Origin of the sequence: Sporolactobacillus sp. THM19-2, from assembly GCF_004153195.1 — a bacterium.
Classification (GTDB): Bacteria; Bacillota; Bacilli; order Bacillales; family Sporolactobacillaceae; genus Sporolactobacillus.
The window spans coordinates 22,346-37,678 of record NZ_SEMC01000007.1; the positions used below are offsets into that span (position 1 = coordinate 22,346).

The following is a 15,333-nucleotide window of genomic DNA, read 5'->3' on the forward strand; positions in this document are numbered from 1 at the left end:
GCTGGTTGTCCAGAGAAGAACTTTTTGTATGCATCAGAAAAAGGGCTGCTAAAATCAGAGTCACACTTTTGCCCTGGCAGTCTCAGCTATTCTCAATATGTCCTCCGGTTTTCTGGCAACATAATCCGGATGCGCGCTGCGCACTTCATCATAATGATCAAAGCCCCATGACACCCAGATCACTTTGATACCGCTTTTCCTGCTCGCCCTGATGTCCCGCTTTTCATCCCCAATGTACATTGCCTGATCGGTGTTTAAGTGGTTCTTTTTTAAGTAGCGGCGAATCAGCCGGCCCTTACCGGATAATTCACCGGAACAGCTGATTGATGAAAAACCTTCAAGATGATGGTCTGCCAGAAAACGAGTAATATTTTTTCCCTGATTGGAAGACACGATAGCCAGGCTGAATCCTGAGTCTTTTAACTGATGAAGCATCTCCGGAATGCCGCGAAAGGGTTCCAGCTTTTGCACAGACTGCGTATAGCCCTTCAAAAACGCAGAAATGAGCATTGGCACCTTATGAATTGGAATACCCAGATTCGTGCAGCACTGCCTGATTGAGAGCGACTTGTAATAATCGAAATCAGCCGGATCCAGCATTTTGAAATGGTACCTGCCTGCAATCCGATTATACAGATCGATCAACATCGCTTTAGAATCAGCCAGTGTCCCGTCGAAGTCGAAGATCAGACTTTTAATCATTAACGATTTGCCCTCTTTTAATATGCTCTGTCTGTTTTTACCAGAAATGGAGACCCGTGAACTCTGGACTTCCGTCTCATAGTAGATTAATTATATCATGAGAAAAGCGTATAATTTGAGTTGTATGAGCTTTTAGAGAGGTGATTAGATGGAAAAAACTTGGTGTTGTAAAGCAGAGCTTTCCTGTCTGAATCGTACTTTTATCTCTCTTCCGACGGGGTAAGCTGGACTTTCTCCTTCCACAATTTTTTCCCTGAAAATTCCGTGTGATTTGGAACCGACATACATGGTGAATAAGGATTCTTTATTTTCATTTTCAATTATAGTCGCGTCACGCTATTCATCCCGTCTTTAGTTAATACACATACCCTTTCAAGATCGGATGGTTATATCTCAAGATAATTCTGCTTCCCTGAAGTGATAAATTTTATTATTTGCTTCAGCTTCATTTCTCTGACAGAATCGTGACTGGTCATTTTCTTCACTGTGCATTCCCAGATAATCAGGCACCTGATTCCCTGTTCCATTAATTTTTCAGTTACTTCCCGGTCCCGTGACTGATTCTTCTCAAATTTTCTTTTCCAGAATGAAACATTCGATTTAGGCACATACGCATATTTACAGCCCTTGTGCCTGTGCCAGAAGCAGCCATTGACAAAAACTGCTGTTCTGTATTTTGTAAAATACAGATCTGGTTTGCCAATAATCTCAGAAAAATTAACCCTGTACCTCATGTGATGTCGAAACAATAAGGAACGAATATACATTTCCGGTTTTGTTTTTCTGCTTTTGATTCTGGCCATGTTTCGGCTTCGCTCTTCAGGAGATTTAATGTCCATTCAGTCAGACGCTTTCCTTCTCTTTTACATAGTCAATAAATTTTTTCAAGGTCCAGATAGAATCCTGTTTTTCTTTCGGAAAAGTTTTTATGTAAAGCTTTGGAACAACAAGAATGACTCCTGCTTTTTCCATTTCATCCAACTGTCTGACAGAAATTCCCTGCTGCAGGGTAAATAGATGTTTCACATTGATTCGATCTGCTTCATTAAGAATCTGTCTCCAGCGATCTTTACATGTTGTTTTCGCACCAAGAAATATTAAATGATCTGCCGGAAAAGAATGATCATGATACGAACCGGCATCCGGAAAAAGAAAGTCGGGCTTTTTGTGTCCTTCTGTCACAGGTTGAGGGACATATCTGAGTGAATTTCCATCAAATATGGCAGATAAATGGTGCTCAAGTGATTTCCCGGCTCTGCTTTTTCTCCTGTTCAAGACAACATTTGCAATTTTTATAAACTCTTCAACTGAATCAAAGCCTTTTGAAATTCTTGATCCATACCGATATGTTTCAAGCATACGAAAAAGGCGATATTCCATATCTACCCATCCGATTATTTCCTTATCCGGATTCGTGCGGATATTTTCTTTATGGTTAAATATCTCATTGTAGATGGACCTGGCTGCCTCCGACATCTCCGCGGATGAAGGAAAATCGACATTCAGGCCCTCAATATAGGCCATTATTGACAGTTCTTCCGGACTTATTGTATGTCCGAGTTTTAAATCTTCTTTCTGAATGATGCCTCCTGTATCAGCAGGAGACATACCAAATTCATTCAGGAAACTGTTGATTTCATCTTCGGTTTGTAACATGTATGCGAGATAATTTTCAGGATCCAGTTTTACGAGTACAAAAAGGTCACCTGTGTGTTCCGGATCAAGATCAGGAATACCACGTGTGATTCGATATTCATTTCTTGTTCCCTTACCGTAATAAATAAACCTGCTGCTTGTTTCAAATGAATTTTGCCAGCGGATATGAACATATTTGTCTTTATTTTCCCCTTTTACTCCCTCTTCATCGAAAAGAATTGGAAAGGCGTGTTTCTGTACATAGATTCCAGACTGATGAGCACCGGTATCCCCGGTATCATTTGCCGACAGGAATTTACAGAAAGCCATTTTACCGCTGTATGCAGCCCTTATTGCCTCTGCTGAAAAATCCGAATCAACCAATGGTAATCTCCCTTTCCAGTTCCTTCTTTTTCAGTTCTTCCAGTTTCCCGACAATTTTTCCGGCAACAGCAGAGACCAGAGGGACAGCTACAGAATTACCAAACTGCTTATATGCCTGAGTGTCGGATACCGTGATTTGGAAACTGTTACTGAAACCCTGCAGTCGGGCACATTCTCTCGGTGTTAATCTTCTGGGATTTTTCCCGGGCTGGGGAATCAGTATTTCAGAACCGTCTTTATAATATCTGGCACTCAGCGTCCTTGTGATGCCCTCTGTGTCTGCAAGTCCATATCCGAAACCATTTCCCTTTTCTCTGTGTTTCTCAGCATATTTTTGAAGATAAGTCCATAGTTTATCAGATAAAGTATACTTTTCATCAACATGATTTTCCAGAATGTCTCTCAGTAGAGGTCTGTGATCGGGATATTTAATATTAAAATCAAATTTCAGGTCATCCCCAAACCTTTTGCGATCAAAACCGGCAATAAAGACTCTCTCTCTGTGCTGAGGAACAAAATGCTGTGCATCCAGAACTGCTGTAAAAACCTGATAATCCAGTTCATCAAGTGATTCCATTATCACTTTCCATGTCCTCCCATGGTCATGACTTCTCAGATTTTTCACGTTCTCCAGAAGAAATGCACGAGGCCTTTTCTCGTTCAGAATTCTGACAACATCAAAGAACAGCGTCCCCTGCGTTTTATCAAGAAAACCGGTAGCCCGCCCCAGACTGTTTTTCTTCGAGACGCCGGCTATTGAAAACGGCTGGCAGGGAAAACCAGCAACCAGAATATCATGATTGGGTATATCCTTCTCATAAACTTTTCTGATATCACCGTGAGGCATAACTCCAAAATTATCAAAATAGGTTTTTTTGCAATACTTATCCCATTCACAGGAAAAAACGCATTTCCCACCGTTTGCTTCAAAGGCCAGTCGCATGCCTCCTATTCCTGCAAACAGATCAATAAAAGTAAATCTGCCCCGTGTATGATCATTTTCTCTGTGTTTATCATCAAATAACTGAACTAGTGCATCCATTACAGAATCCTGTTTTGATTTACCTGATACAGCAGAATATTCTTTAAGTGCATCATAAATAGAATCATCCAGACGTATATGCAATTGTTTTGGCATATGGCTCACCTGCTGGGAATTATTTAATACCATTTTTATCCCATTATAGCTTCATTGCTCCTGTAAATCAATATTTTTAACGAACAAACGTTTGATCATTATTTTAAAAGCAGGTAGCATAATCGGAATGTGTCTGCATCCTGTCATGCTCCCTGCTTATTTACTTTTTGTAAAAATGATCTTTAATTTCATATCCAGAAAGATTTTACGACATATCAGCAGGATTTTATGCAATAAACAAGAGAATTGATCGAGTCTCCAAACAGGATTCCGTTTATGACAAAGCCTGACAATTGCATTATCATGTCGAAAATTTTACAGAAAACAGCCGATTAGCTAATATGATACCGGATTAGTTGAATTCAAAGCTGATATTTCTGCTTTTGAGTCCGGTAAGATCAATCTTATAAGTCAGTTGCAGAATACGATTTATCGTTTCAGTTTTACACAGAGATTCAACATCAATATACGGGAAATTACTGTCTACCGGATATTCTGTTATATTAAGCAATCTGAACTGTCTTTTCCTGTCTGTTGAAAACTCTTTAAATCCAAGTTTAGAAATTTTCCTGCTTATTATATTCTTATTAAATCCAATTTGACCGAGTTGATGTAGTAAATAATCAATATTCACTATATTTTTTCCAGAAGTTTCGGTACCAATATCCTCAAGTTTTACCAGAATTAAAGAAAGAGGATTTTTATGATTCAGTTGAAATTGACTGGATATTGTGACTATATTATTGTATTTGATTAATGACGTTTTTACTTCATAACTTTTCTCTTTCAAGGTGATATCTACAGATTCACCCTCGGGACCAGTCCAGTTATTTTCATTTATTTTGTAACCAGTCTTCTTCAGATAGTATAATATGATCAGTTCTCCGAGCACTCCATGGACCGGTTTCTCTACATTTTTATTTCCAATTAATTTTTTCCAGTCATTCCACCACTTTAAGGGATTCGCAGTCAGCTCAATTCTTCTCCTGTTATCCGTTCCTGTTTCAAGGAATACAGCACAAACACCGGCAAATTCAATTCTCAGATCTTCATCAGGACAGGACAAAAGCAGCAGATGCTGCATTTCTCCATTTATTGAAAACCAGTCAGTATAGTAGGATATATTTGCGAATGTTTCATTGATCTTTATATTCTTATCAATCAGTATACCAACAGCATTGGAATGGTTGATTTTAATTACCCATGAAGATAATGCACCCTCAAATCCTGCGAGTCTGGAAGCATTGCCATTAGACAGATATGCAAATTTAACTTTAATCTGATCCAACAGGTTCATTTTAACTCCCTCATTTCTGTCCCTGTAATAAATTTTTAATTATTGCCTTTGCTACACCTCTGGAGAGGAAAGGAGGGACAGCATTACCTATCTGTTTAAACGCACTGCTCATAGAAACATTAAATGTAAAATCGTCTGGAAATGACTGTAGTCTGGCGGCTTCCCGGACTGAGATCCCCCGTGGCTCCCATGGATGTATATGACTATAAGTATCCGTTCCAAGATGTGCAACAAGCGTATGTGAAGGCTTATTACTACTAAGTTTTTTCCATTTGCCATGAAACTTTGTCAAATCATAAGGCGGTACAAATTCTTTTTTCAGTTTTTCATATGTCTCTCTGTCATTTATATTAATATTACGATACTGACATTCTCTGTTAAATAATTCATTGGCGATCCGATACGCATCTCTGTAATCCTGACCGGCTTTCATCTTTTCAAATATACGGAAATCCCTGACTGTTTTTCTGAAACAGTTGCCATCCACCTCGTTACTGTACTGGTTACCTGGAAGGCTGCGCATTTGCCTTTGATAGTCATTAACCGGGGGGGTCTGATATGGCATTTTAGTTGTCATATTATGTAGAACATATTTTGAACCTGCTTCCGGAAATAAAGCAGGCAAATCAGAAATTGCATCTTTTACCGTAACCCAACCGGGTGAACCTTCCGAAGCAACTGATGGCAGTCTGAAATGCTTATATTCAGTCATCTTCCTGTATTTACAGTAGATTTTTCCCGGATCATTACCCTCAGGGCTTACATGGGTTGGCTCCGGCATAAAGCTGATGGTACCTGCGTTTTTCTTTACAGCCATCACAAATACACGTTCCCTTGTCTGTGGTACTCCGAAATCAGCAGCATTCAGTATTGTCCATACAGGATTATAACCATTTTTTTCTAATATTTCACAGACAGTTTCCGGTATGTTTATTCCAAAGAAGTTCACAGATTCCGGTACATTTTCCATAACAACAGCTTGGGAATCCAAATTCAAAGCAATTCTGAGAAACTGTTTATATAAGAAAGCCCTCTTATCATTTAAACCGAACCTGTCTTCTCCCAGTGACCTGATCTTAGATTTACCAATTCTGGAATAAGCCTGGCATGGAGGGCCACCAATTGTAATAAGTGGAGAACTGGTATTAAGCTGAAATTCGCTGGCATCAACAGTATTTATATCCCGGCACATATGTTCTTTATTTAATCCATTTTTCCAGTATAAATTGTAAGATGCAGTATACGCTGCCTGCTCATTAATTTCCAGTCCGGCACTGATCTTCAGACCTTCGAGATGAAATCCATAAGACAGGCCGCCACATCCGGAAAATAAATCAACGACCTGCAACGAATTTAGCGCTGCCACTGTCTTTATTGCTTCTTTTTGCTTCATCAAAATAATGCATTAGCTCCTCAACATATTTTTTTATACCGCCATTTACTAAGGCGGGTTCAACGAGTTTCAGTCTTGCTGTATTCAATTTCATTACCCTTCTGAACAGGCTGTTGCTTCTGTTCTCCAGCTGACTGAACTGTTTCATAATTTCTCTGGTTACATCCAGTCTGTAGCCACTGGAACCAGATCTTTCCACCAGCTGAACAATTTCATCCGTTGTGAACCCGTTTAACAGCTGGTATGTATCCTGATTCGATCCATTCCACGAAAGATGTACATACCACCAGATTATTTTCAGCCATATTCGACGACTTTGACTAAAATATCTGGTTTCAGATAGATTCCAGCGATGGTAAACTATATCAGGTACCACATTCATTGAAAGGTATATCCAGACCTCATCATTGGATGCCTGTCTTTCTTTAAAATCATATTCATTGTTCAATAAGTTGTAAACCCCCAGCCCGAAACGGAGATCGTACAAGTATTCTTTCTTTTTAGAGTTACTTTCATTTTCATCAATATATTTATTTGCTTCAATGTCAGCCTGTAATAACCCCGATCTCAGTCGCATCATATCTCCGGTACATTCAGGCTGCGGGGCTTCTCCCTGTTTCCAGGTATTGAATTTCTTTCTGGCATCATTCTTCGACATAGTTCTCCACACTAATTATCACCTCATTTAAATCTCGTATCGAAGTCTTCACGGATAGATCTTGCCAGTCTTTCAGGAGAACTGATATCCCATCCGAAAGTATTAATAAAATAATAGATAGCCTGACCAATGCTTCCTGGCTCAGATTGTCCATTTACTATCTGATCCCAGTCACCAGACAACTGTGCTTTCTCTACGATTAACTGAAGACCACTGGCCAGAATTTCCAACAGAAGCGGTGAAGAACCCAGGCCCTTTTCAATTTTTAATTTTCTGGCAAGCCGATGTCCGCGATTAAGTACAATTGAAGCATTGTTCTGTTCAAACTGATCATACAGCGGATCTGTAAAATCACAGTTGACCCACCACAAAGGTTTTGAAGGTTCGTTAACTTCAACAATTGGAAAACTGGATGAGTCACCGTCAAAAATCACATCAAAATCTTCGAGTATGCCCAATACAGTTCCCGGGATAGAGTAACGATTTCTCTCATTATCAATAAGATACAGAAAAATCTCGAACGTTACTTTTCCTCTCAATTTTCCACTTGGAATTTGTATATTAATTTCTGTCGTGTAAGGACGATCTTCACTGCATGTAATTTCACCTGACTTGAATACTTCCCTCAGAGATGAATCTCTTGAATACCAGCCAAACGCTATACCTATTATTCCATCCTCTGCAACCAGGGCATTCTTTCCAAAAAGAAATTGTGGATTTGCTATTTCTATTCTCTTCTGAATCAGTAGATCATGTATATCCGGATCCCAGTTTACTTTCGGATCAGTAAGCTGGTATGTTTTTTCCTGTCCTTCCATTTTTTCAGCTGACAGTTCCACAATTTCATGTTGACCATCTCTGTAAGATACATTTAGTGGCTGTGAACTGTAACCAATTTTATTAAAAAGTTTATCATCCAATATGTTATGATATAGAATTACATTATTCAATCAGGACCCCACCTTTTCTATTTTTTCATTAATGACGGCCTGAATTGAAGGATCATGATTGACCATAAAGATTGTACCATCCAATTTTCCAATAAAACCGATTAAAGTAATTTCAGCGACATTAACCACCTGAAATCTTCCTGTTTTTCTGTATGTAATATTACTGTCAACAGGCGATTTGACCATGACTTTCTTAATTTCAACAGGAAAACGTGTCCCAATTTCTTCCTCGCCCTCCCATTTATCTCCATTGATACGTTTATTATTTTCTGAATCAACAAGAGTTTCAATATGCAGAGATTTTACACGGGCAGGAATATCACATTCAAACTTTATAGCCATAACCCCTTCCCCAGACAGATGTGTATCAAGTATATTCAGACTGCCTGACTTAACAGAGTGAGGTATACTGTTTTTCTTTTTCTCCCTGTCTGACCCGATTCCGGGTAAAAATCCAAATCCTCTCGGGGGAAGAAGTGCTTTTGCAATTGATCTGCTGAGCGCACTGCTCTTCGGGAGGTCATCAGATCCGGAATCTTTGTTATATTCATTTCTGACAGATTCTGAAACCTTTTTCTGAATTCGCTCTATAATTGTCTGCTTTTGACCATTAACTGTAATATCTGACCATGATGAATGATCAGCCTTTTCTCCCTGGCGAATGTATTCATCGAGACTGGCAGGTGGATCTGTTTTACTTATCACATTAACCGAATTGGGAACGAATAACCCAATAATATAATCATCTGTTGAGGTCTGTTCGATATTACTTGTCCATTTGCTGTCTGTTTCATAGTTTATTATCATTGCCGGTTTTCTCAGGTAAGCAATTATTGGCTTATTTTTACCATCATTATTCGTTTCCAGATCAAGGTACTCATAAGGTGATTTTTTATTGTCCGGTATTGTCATTTTAAGAGTTTCTTTGCTAACCTTTATGAATGCAACTTTTCCGGCAGCAGGGTTCTCAAGTGTGCGATAGATTTTTATATCTCTGACATTAACCGGAATTTTATTTACCGCTATTTTATTATCAGCAATTGCTGCAATATACAGATTCCTCATGATTGAAAATAAAGGCTCCATACTATCCCTGGTTACAGGCCGACCACCAACTGAAGGCAACAGGTAATTCCCATATCTGTACCAGGGATTGTCAATTCTTGGAGCATACCACTTCTGCAAAGCAATATTTAAATACAATTCCAGATCGTTGTGCCACCATAAACTGTCACTATAATCGTCCCTGCATACGATCAAATCGTTCTTATTGATGTACGGAATGATTATTGTGGTTCCTGTTTCATCATCAATATATGGATTGACATTCAAATCCTGAAGAATTTCCCGGATCTGTTGTTCATTTGTTACAGGTTGTGTAGAAGATTCGGAATGTTGTTCGCCCCACCATGCAATTCCCCTCTTTCTGCCAGTTCCATTGTCAGGCAGCAGAGCATCTTCTTTGGACTCATCTTCTACCAGACAGGCAGCCAGCCTTGATTGATAGTTTCCACTTTCATCTTTAATTCGCGAATAGTAGATAACGAGTCCGCTTCCTGCACGAAAATAAACGGTTTTTCCAAGCCCCCACGACCCGCCGGCTTCTCTTTTCTCCTGTGGCATACTGATTTCATATACCAGTTTCAGAAGATTGCCATAGTGATCATTTTTTATATAATCCTGATGCAGCGGACCAGTTAGACCCGTAGTGTTCGTGTCTCGTATTACAATACTTTCCTGCGCAGAATCTTGAAATTTATTATTAAGAGATTCTGTGATTCCCTCAAAATGTCTGGATACCCTGTATTTATTAAATTGTTTTACTGAAATATCATATTTTATAGGCCTTTCACCTTGAGCCGCATCCAGACTGTTCTGTACTGACTCTCTTACCAGAAGATCCAGCAAGGGAGTGTGACTGTTCTGAATAAGTCTGAGCAGTGAACTCCCTCTTTCGGACATTCTTTCCATCTTAGCTAATTCAATTTTCATGCTCCACCGCTCCCTGGTTATTCATCATCTTCATTATCTATTTTTTCTATTCTGACTCTCAATGCTTTCGCGTGTGGTTTACTGGATGAGTCACCGGGAATGTTAATATACACACCTATGATGTCTTCATCAAAATTCAGATCTTTTCTGCCAGAACTGCTGTCCCGGGCTTTTGAATCCTTATCAATTCTGTAAATAATCAGTTGTGGCACTTTGTTCAGGCCGTACCTGTCTCTTGTCTCCCTGATATCCTTACTGGAACTTTTTTCTTTATTCCTTTTCATATAAAAACTCTCATCTTCAATATCAGCGAATACATCGTTAGGTCCTCTCAACACACCAATGTTTGCAGCTTTACCGTTACCTGTAATGAGTTTTGCAGATCTCGTAACCTTACCAATCATAAAATCGCCCAGCCGCCAGCGATTTATTTTTTTATTGTCTGACTGACTAATTTTGATCACTTCCCCAGATCCTGCGACAATTACGTTCCAGTCTTTATAGTTCATTTCTTTTTTTACTTTTTCGTACCATTCACAGAATGCTTCAATCTGATTAAATACCCTTGTCTTTTTACTGAATTCCATTTTTGTAAGAAATTCATTCTTAATATCAGTAAATTTCACTCCCTTAAAAAAGAGAGCACTCTTAACTTTTGATTTTATTGGATGCACACAGCAATGTGCAAGGAACTGGTCAGTGACGTCCAGATTATGTCTGAGTATCTCCTTATTGTTTTCAAAATGAATAGTCTGAATTGACGCTCCGGAAAAATCAAGATCTACCTCTTCTGCTTCCTGCATTTTATTTCTGGAAGTTACTCTAAGCCAGGAAACCTTAGGTGTGTTTTTCACTCTCGGGCCGTAATCTGACGGTTTTTTGTTGCCAAGTGAATATTCATCAAGCTCATCTCTGAGTTCTTCCTCCAGCGTTGAGAGAAATATGAATTTCTCCTGCGTAGCCTGGGTCATCCAGATCCTCGGAAGTAATTCATAACCCTTTCTATAACCAAACCAGCGACCCATCTGCATAAGTGTATCAGCACTGTTGGCTGCCCTCAGAAAATAAGTGCTTACCAGCCCCTCAATGGTTAGTCCTCTTGAAAGCGTACTTCCACCTACAATTATAAAAGCAGGGGCTTCATCAAGCTTTTTGAGTTGTGATTCTTCCGGATAAGCCAGTCTGATATGCATATTCTCATCATTTATTCCATTATTTGCACTGTTATCAATACATAAATGTACTCCGTTATGATACTTGAGTTCGCCCTCTTCACTCATTTTTATATGAGAAATTGTTTGTTTCAATTCACATATGGTTGTTTTCAGCCTGTTGAACTCAGGATAATCATTAATTTTTTCATTCGGAACCGGATACTTTCTGAATGATGACCTGAAATCACTTATACTGAATCGGGCCCTTTCTGCTTCATATAGTGTTTTACACTTTCTCAGAAGATCAGATTCAGTGACTTGATTGATCCACCTTGTCAATGCATCTGCCACTTCAGAATGATGCAACTGAATCTGACTTGTATGAATTAACATACTCACAGGTTTTTTATACTGCCATAGCCTCATAACAGCCACAGCGCAGAAGAACCAGCAGATACTGTCCTGCAGGCTTTCCGGGATATTTTTATCTATTCCATTCTGTATATTTTTTATCTTTTTCCTGTCTTCATCAGAAATTTCCCGTATAATGTCAATCCCCTGGGCATCTTCTGATCCTTCTAAACCAAAGATCTGTTTTGGACCGAAGTATTCATTGGAAACTGGAAGTACACAAATAAAATCTTTAGGGTAAAGTGATTCAGGAGCAGACTCATTAAGAAAGTTTGAATAAGGTGTAGCAGTATAGCTTACATAGTTCATAGCTGCAGGCTCAGAATGAATATCTTTTCCAATATCAACCAGGTTAATAATCAGCTGATTGATTCTTGCCCTGTCATCTTTTTTTGTGTTGATACTTGCCTGGTCAGCCTCGTCGTCTATTACCAAAATGCGAAGGTTGTGCAGTTGTTTTGTGTCATATCTTAACCATGAAATCAGATTTTCAAGCCTTGTTTTATTTTTAAGGCATACATACAGAAATCTTTCTGGAGCACCCTCACTGAAATTCAGGTCTGACAGTCTGTTCCCTGTTGGAGAATTTCTAGATAAATCAGACAGGGAACGCCATACAGTATTTCCTGGATGATTAAGATCCTTAAACAACCTCTTCTGTGTCTGCTCCCGCAGATTTTCAATCATCCCGGACAAAACAATAAATGTATTCCAGCCCCAGTCTGCAGCCATAGCCATAAGTCCCGCCATGCTGGAGGTCTTTCCGGACTGAACCTGACCAATAACCAGTCCCTTGATAGGACCCGTTCCCGTACTGGAAGTATTACGGTTCAGTTTTTTTAAAATTCTGCTGGTACTTATTTCAAGATTCCTCACAGCCTCTGTTTTCCATCCTTTTTGTCTGAGGTTTTCCTTATATAACTGCCAGGATGATCTGGGATCCGTTGGTATTGTTGTTTCATTATCCTCATTTGTGGATACAAGCGTTGCGACCTGGTCAATCTTTTCAATGGACTCAGCATGATCATATTCGGCTTTTGTGTCATGAAGAATTTCCCGCCAAATATCCTTATTTACGTTCTTATCAAAAAGGCCCATATCTTTCAGGTTATCATAGTTGTTTTCTATGGTTTCCCAGCTTCTACCGTTTTTCTTCTGCATCTTAATTACATCTCTGACATCATCATATTTTGGCAATCGTGTATCTGTCATCTAAACTATCCCCCAAATATTTTAAATCCCGAACTCAACAGGAATTAATACTAAAGTACTAGTTACCCCTATTATATAATTTAAATTAAATCTGAGCATTTCACAAGAAACTAAAATTTCCTTTCTCTATTCTATTGTTTATTTTTTCACTACATGTCAGTGGACCCGAGTAATCCCTTTCTTTTCTCCGCCATTAAAAAAAATGATCAAAAGTCAGCCGTGGATGTAATTTAAAGCTCTGGAAACAGGATGCCAATGTACATTTTTCACTGTTTCTTTTCCTTTGCATTTAAAAAGCACCCTGATCAGAGGGCGCTAAAATTCCTTTTTGTTTCTAGTTTTGTTCGTCACCTATCATGTAATCATTGTTCCATACACAACCCATTGTAAATAGATTCATCAATTTCATCCATAATTTCAGAAGATCGCCTGCAAGCACACCAAGTTCCTCCTTGATCAAAATAAGATTTTAGTAGAGTATAAGGCTGGGCGCAAATAATATACGATTCATCGTTTAATCGTGTAATCCCTTTTTCAATAGTTACATTAGTATCGTAATCCTTACTTGCTTTATCGCTTGTTATTAATAATACAGTAGTGGCATATGGATGTAAGTCAATTGATTGAACGCAAAAAAGTTTAGTGGACTGAGAATTTGTTGCGTCATTTTAGTTTGAAATCCAGAAAGCCAACAGAGCTGTCGATGGGGTCCGCCGGAATGAGCGAAAAACCTGCGCTGAGCTTAAAAATTCACGCTATATTTGGCTTAAAACGAACAGAACCTATCCAAAAAACCAAAGAACGAGAGGAAGATCTATGAAACAAGATTAAACATGTTGTTTCGATTGCTGAAAGCGTGTGAGGTAGAATTTAAGATTTTTAAATCCTCCTTCCACTATGAAATGGAAGGAGGATTTTATCAATACGGAAACTGCCATTTACCCCTCGCCTCAAAGAAAAACGAAACGATTTTTGTGCCTCTCGTTTAAACTGATCAGGAATGACTTTGTAAATCATTTCCGCATTCAACAAGCAGAGAAATTCCAATCCCTCCGCCAACGCATAGCGAAGCAACACCGTAGCGATGTCCCCTTCTTTTCATTTCGTGCAGCAATGTCACGAGTATTCTCGCTCCCGAAGCGCCGATTGGATGGCCTAAAGCAATTGCTCCGCCATTTACATTGATTTTATCAACATCCAGGCCAAGTTCACGGATAACGGCCAGGCTTTGTGACGCAAAAGCCTCGTTCAGTTCAAACAGATCTATTTTATCTAATGGAATGTCTGTTTTTTTTACTAATTTTTTTAATGCATAATAGGGGGCAAATCCCATTAATGAAGGATCGGTGCCAATTTCAGTATACCCCTTGATGACCGCAAAATATGGAATATTTCTTGCCTCCGCATCCGACTTTTTCATTAAAACAAGTGCACTCGCACAATCATTAATGCCTGACTCATTTCCAGCCGTAACCGTGCCATCTTTGACAAAAGCCGGCCTCAATTTTAACAGATCATCCAGTGACAAACCATCACGGATATGTTCATCCTCTTTAAACACAGTTTCCTCGCCCCTGCTATTTTTAATATGAACAGGGATGATTTCATCTTGAAATTTGCCGCTCTTCCTGGCTTTCGAAGCTTTTTCCTGCGATTTGAGAGCAAAACGGTCCTGTTCAAGACGCGAAATACCAAAGTGATTTGCAACATTTTCTGCTGTTATACCCATATGAATATTTCCAAAGGCATCTGTTAACCCGTCCTGGAGCATGCTGTCAATCAAGCTGATGTTTCCAAACTTTTTCCCCCAACGCTGAGAAGGCAAAAGATAGGGTGCCTGCGACATATTCTCGGTACCGCCTGCTACAACGCTATCTGCTTCCCCCAATTGAATCTGCTGGTATCCCAATATGACAGACTTTAATCCGGAACCGCACACTTCGTTTATTGTCATAGCCGGAGCTTCAAAAGGGATACCCGCTTTGACCGCAATTTGCCGGGCCGGGTTTTGGCCGAGACCTGACTGCAAAACGTTGCCAAATATCACTTGGTTGATTTCCCGGGGAGTGAGATGTGCCCTCTGGATCGCTTCTTTCACTGTGATAGCGCCCAAATCTACGGCGGACACCTCTCTTAAACTGCCACCAAAATCGCCAATTGGCGTCCGAACTGCACTCGTGATCACTACTTCTTACATAATGAATATCCGCTCCTTATATAAATTGCCAAGGCATGGTTTTATGATTTAATTCTATCTATTCGTTCCCTGTTTTACTTCACTAATTATCGTATTAATCTTACACTGATCAATTAATTTAAATCAATGAATGTCATTTGAATTAATAGTATGATAAAGTTGATATCTTTTTTCCTGAGGGGAAAGAGAATAGAAGAAAAGGAGTGCCGT

At 39.2% G+C, this 15,333-nt stretch carries 11 protein-coding genes; all 11 read right to left on the reverse strand.

Going from position 1 to position 15,333, the window contains the following annotated elements; translation table 11 throughout:
• Positions 1-60: 60 nt before the first annotated feature.
• Entirely contained in the window at positions 61-702 is a 642-nt protein-coding gene (locus tag EWH91_RS07565; protein ID WP_129929437.1) for an HAD-IA family hydrolase, read from the reverse strand.
• Between the two features lie 386 nt (positions 703-1,088).
• Positions 1,089-1,541: a very short patch repair endonuclease gene (locus EWH91_RS07570; RefSeq protein WP_129929438.1), complete on the reverse strand. Its 453-nt coding sequence runs from the start codon at positions 1,539-1,541 to the stop codon at positions 1,089-1,091.
• 4 nt (positions 1,542-1,545) lie between these two features.
• The gene (locus EWH91_RS07575; RefSeq protein WP_206184306.1) at positions 1,546-2,721 is read right to left on the reverse strand and encodes a type II restriction endonuclease; all 1,176 of its coding nucleotides are present in this window, start codon (positions 2,719-2,721) and stop codon (positions 1,546-1,548) included.
• Positions 2,714-3,859, reverse strand: a complete 1,146-nt coding sequence (dcm, locus tag EWH91_RS07580) for a DNA (cytosine-5-)-methyltransferase (RefSeq protein WP_129929439.1) — start codon at positions 3,857-3,859, stop codon at positions 2,714-2,716. Before dcm ends, EWH91_RS07575 begins: the two co-directional genes overlap by 8 nt.
• A 352-nt stretch (positions 3,860-4,211) precedes the next feature.
• The gene (locus EWH91_RS07585; RefSeq protein ID WP_129929440.1) at positions 4,212-5,156 is read right to left on the reverse strand and encodes a PD-(D/E)XK motif protein; all 945 of its coding nucleotides are present in this window, start codon (positions 5,154-5,156) and stop codon (positions 4,212-4,214) included.
• A gap of 10 nt (positions 5,157-5,166) precedes the next feature.
• Positions 5,167-6,549, reverse strand: coding sequence for a DNA cytosine methyltransferase (locus EWH91_RS07590; RefSeq protein ID WP_129929514.1), 1,383 nt, complete (start codon positions 6,547-6,549; stop codon positions 5,167-5,169).
• A complete protein-coding gene (locus EWH91_RS07595; RefSeq protein WP_129929441.1) occupies positions 6,491-7,207 on the reverse strand; it encodes a DUF6339 family protein in 717 nt (238 codons plus the stop codon). Before EWH91_RS07595 ends, EWH91_RS07590 begins: the two co-directional genes overlap by 59 nt.
• Before the next feature lie 23 nt (positions 7,208-7,230).
• Positions 7,231-8,157 carry a hypothetical protein gene (locus EWH91_RS07600; protein WP_129929442.1) on the reverse strand — a complete coding sequence of 309 codons (927 nt, stop codon included), beginning with the start codon at positions 8,155-8,157 and terminating at the stop codon, positions 7,231-7,233.
• Positions 8,158-10,149 (reverse strand): hypothetical protein, encoded by a 1,992-nt coding sequence (locus EWH91_RS07605; protein ID WP_129929443.1) that lies wholly within the window; start codon positions 10,147-10,149, stop codon positions 8,158-8,160.
• A 17-nt stretch (positions 10,150-10,166) separates the two neighbouring features.
• Entirely contained in the window at positions 10,167-12,926 is a 2,760-nt protein-coding gene (locus EWH91_RS07610) for a Z1 domain-containing protein (protein ID WP_129929444.1), read from the reverse strand.
• A 994-nt stretch (positions 12,927-13,920) separates the two neighbouring features.
• On the reverse strand, positions 13,921-15,111 hold the full coding sequence (locus EWH91_RS07620; RefSeq protein ID WP_240697295.1) for an acetyl-CoA C-acetyltransferase: 1,191 nt from the start codon (positions 15,109-15,111) through the stop codon (positions 13,921-13,923).
• Positions 15,112-15,333: the final 222 nt, after the last annotated feature.

Excerpts from the sequence above, each read along its gene's own strand:
- EWH91_RS07570 (WP_129929438.1), bottom strand. The coding sequence starts at position 1,541 with ATGGACATTAAATCTCCTGAAGAGCGAAGCCGAAACATGGCCAGAATC.
- EWH91_RS07590 (WP_129929514.1), bottom strand. The coding sequence starts at position 6,549 with ATGAAGCAAAAAGAAGCAATAAAGACAGTGGCAGCGCTAAATTCGTTG.
- EWH91_RS07610 (WP_129929444.1), bottom strand. The coding sequence starts at position 12,926 with ATGACAGATACACGATTGCCAAAATATGATGATGTCAGAGATGTAATT.
- EWH91_RS07605 (WP_129929443.1), bottom strand. The coding sequence starts at position 10,149 with ATGAAAATTGAATTAGCTAAGATGGAAAGAATGTCCGAAAGAGGGAGT.
- dcm (WP_129929439.1), bottom strand. The coding sequence starts at position 3,859 with ATGCCAAAACAATTGCATATACGTCTGGATGATTCTATTTATGATGCA.
- EWH91_RS07595 (WP_129929441.1), bottom strand. The coding sequence starts at position 7,207 with ATGTCGAAGAATGATGCCAGAAAGAAATTCAATACCTGGAAACAGGGA.
- EWH91_RS07565 (WP_129929437.1), bottom strand. The coding sequence starts at position 702 with ATGATTAAAAGTCTGATCTTCGACTTCGACGGGACACTGGCTGATTCT.
- EWH91_RS07585 (WP_129929440.1), bottom strand. The coding sequence starts at position 5,156 with ATGAACCTGTTGGATCAGATTAAAGTTAAATTTGCATATCTGTCTAAT.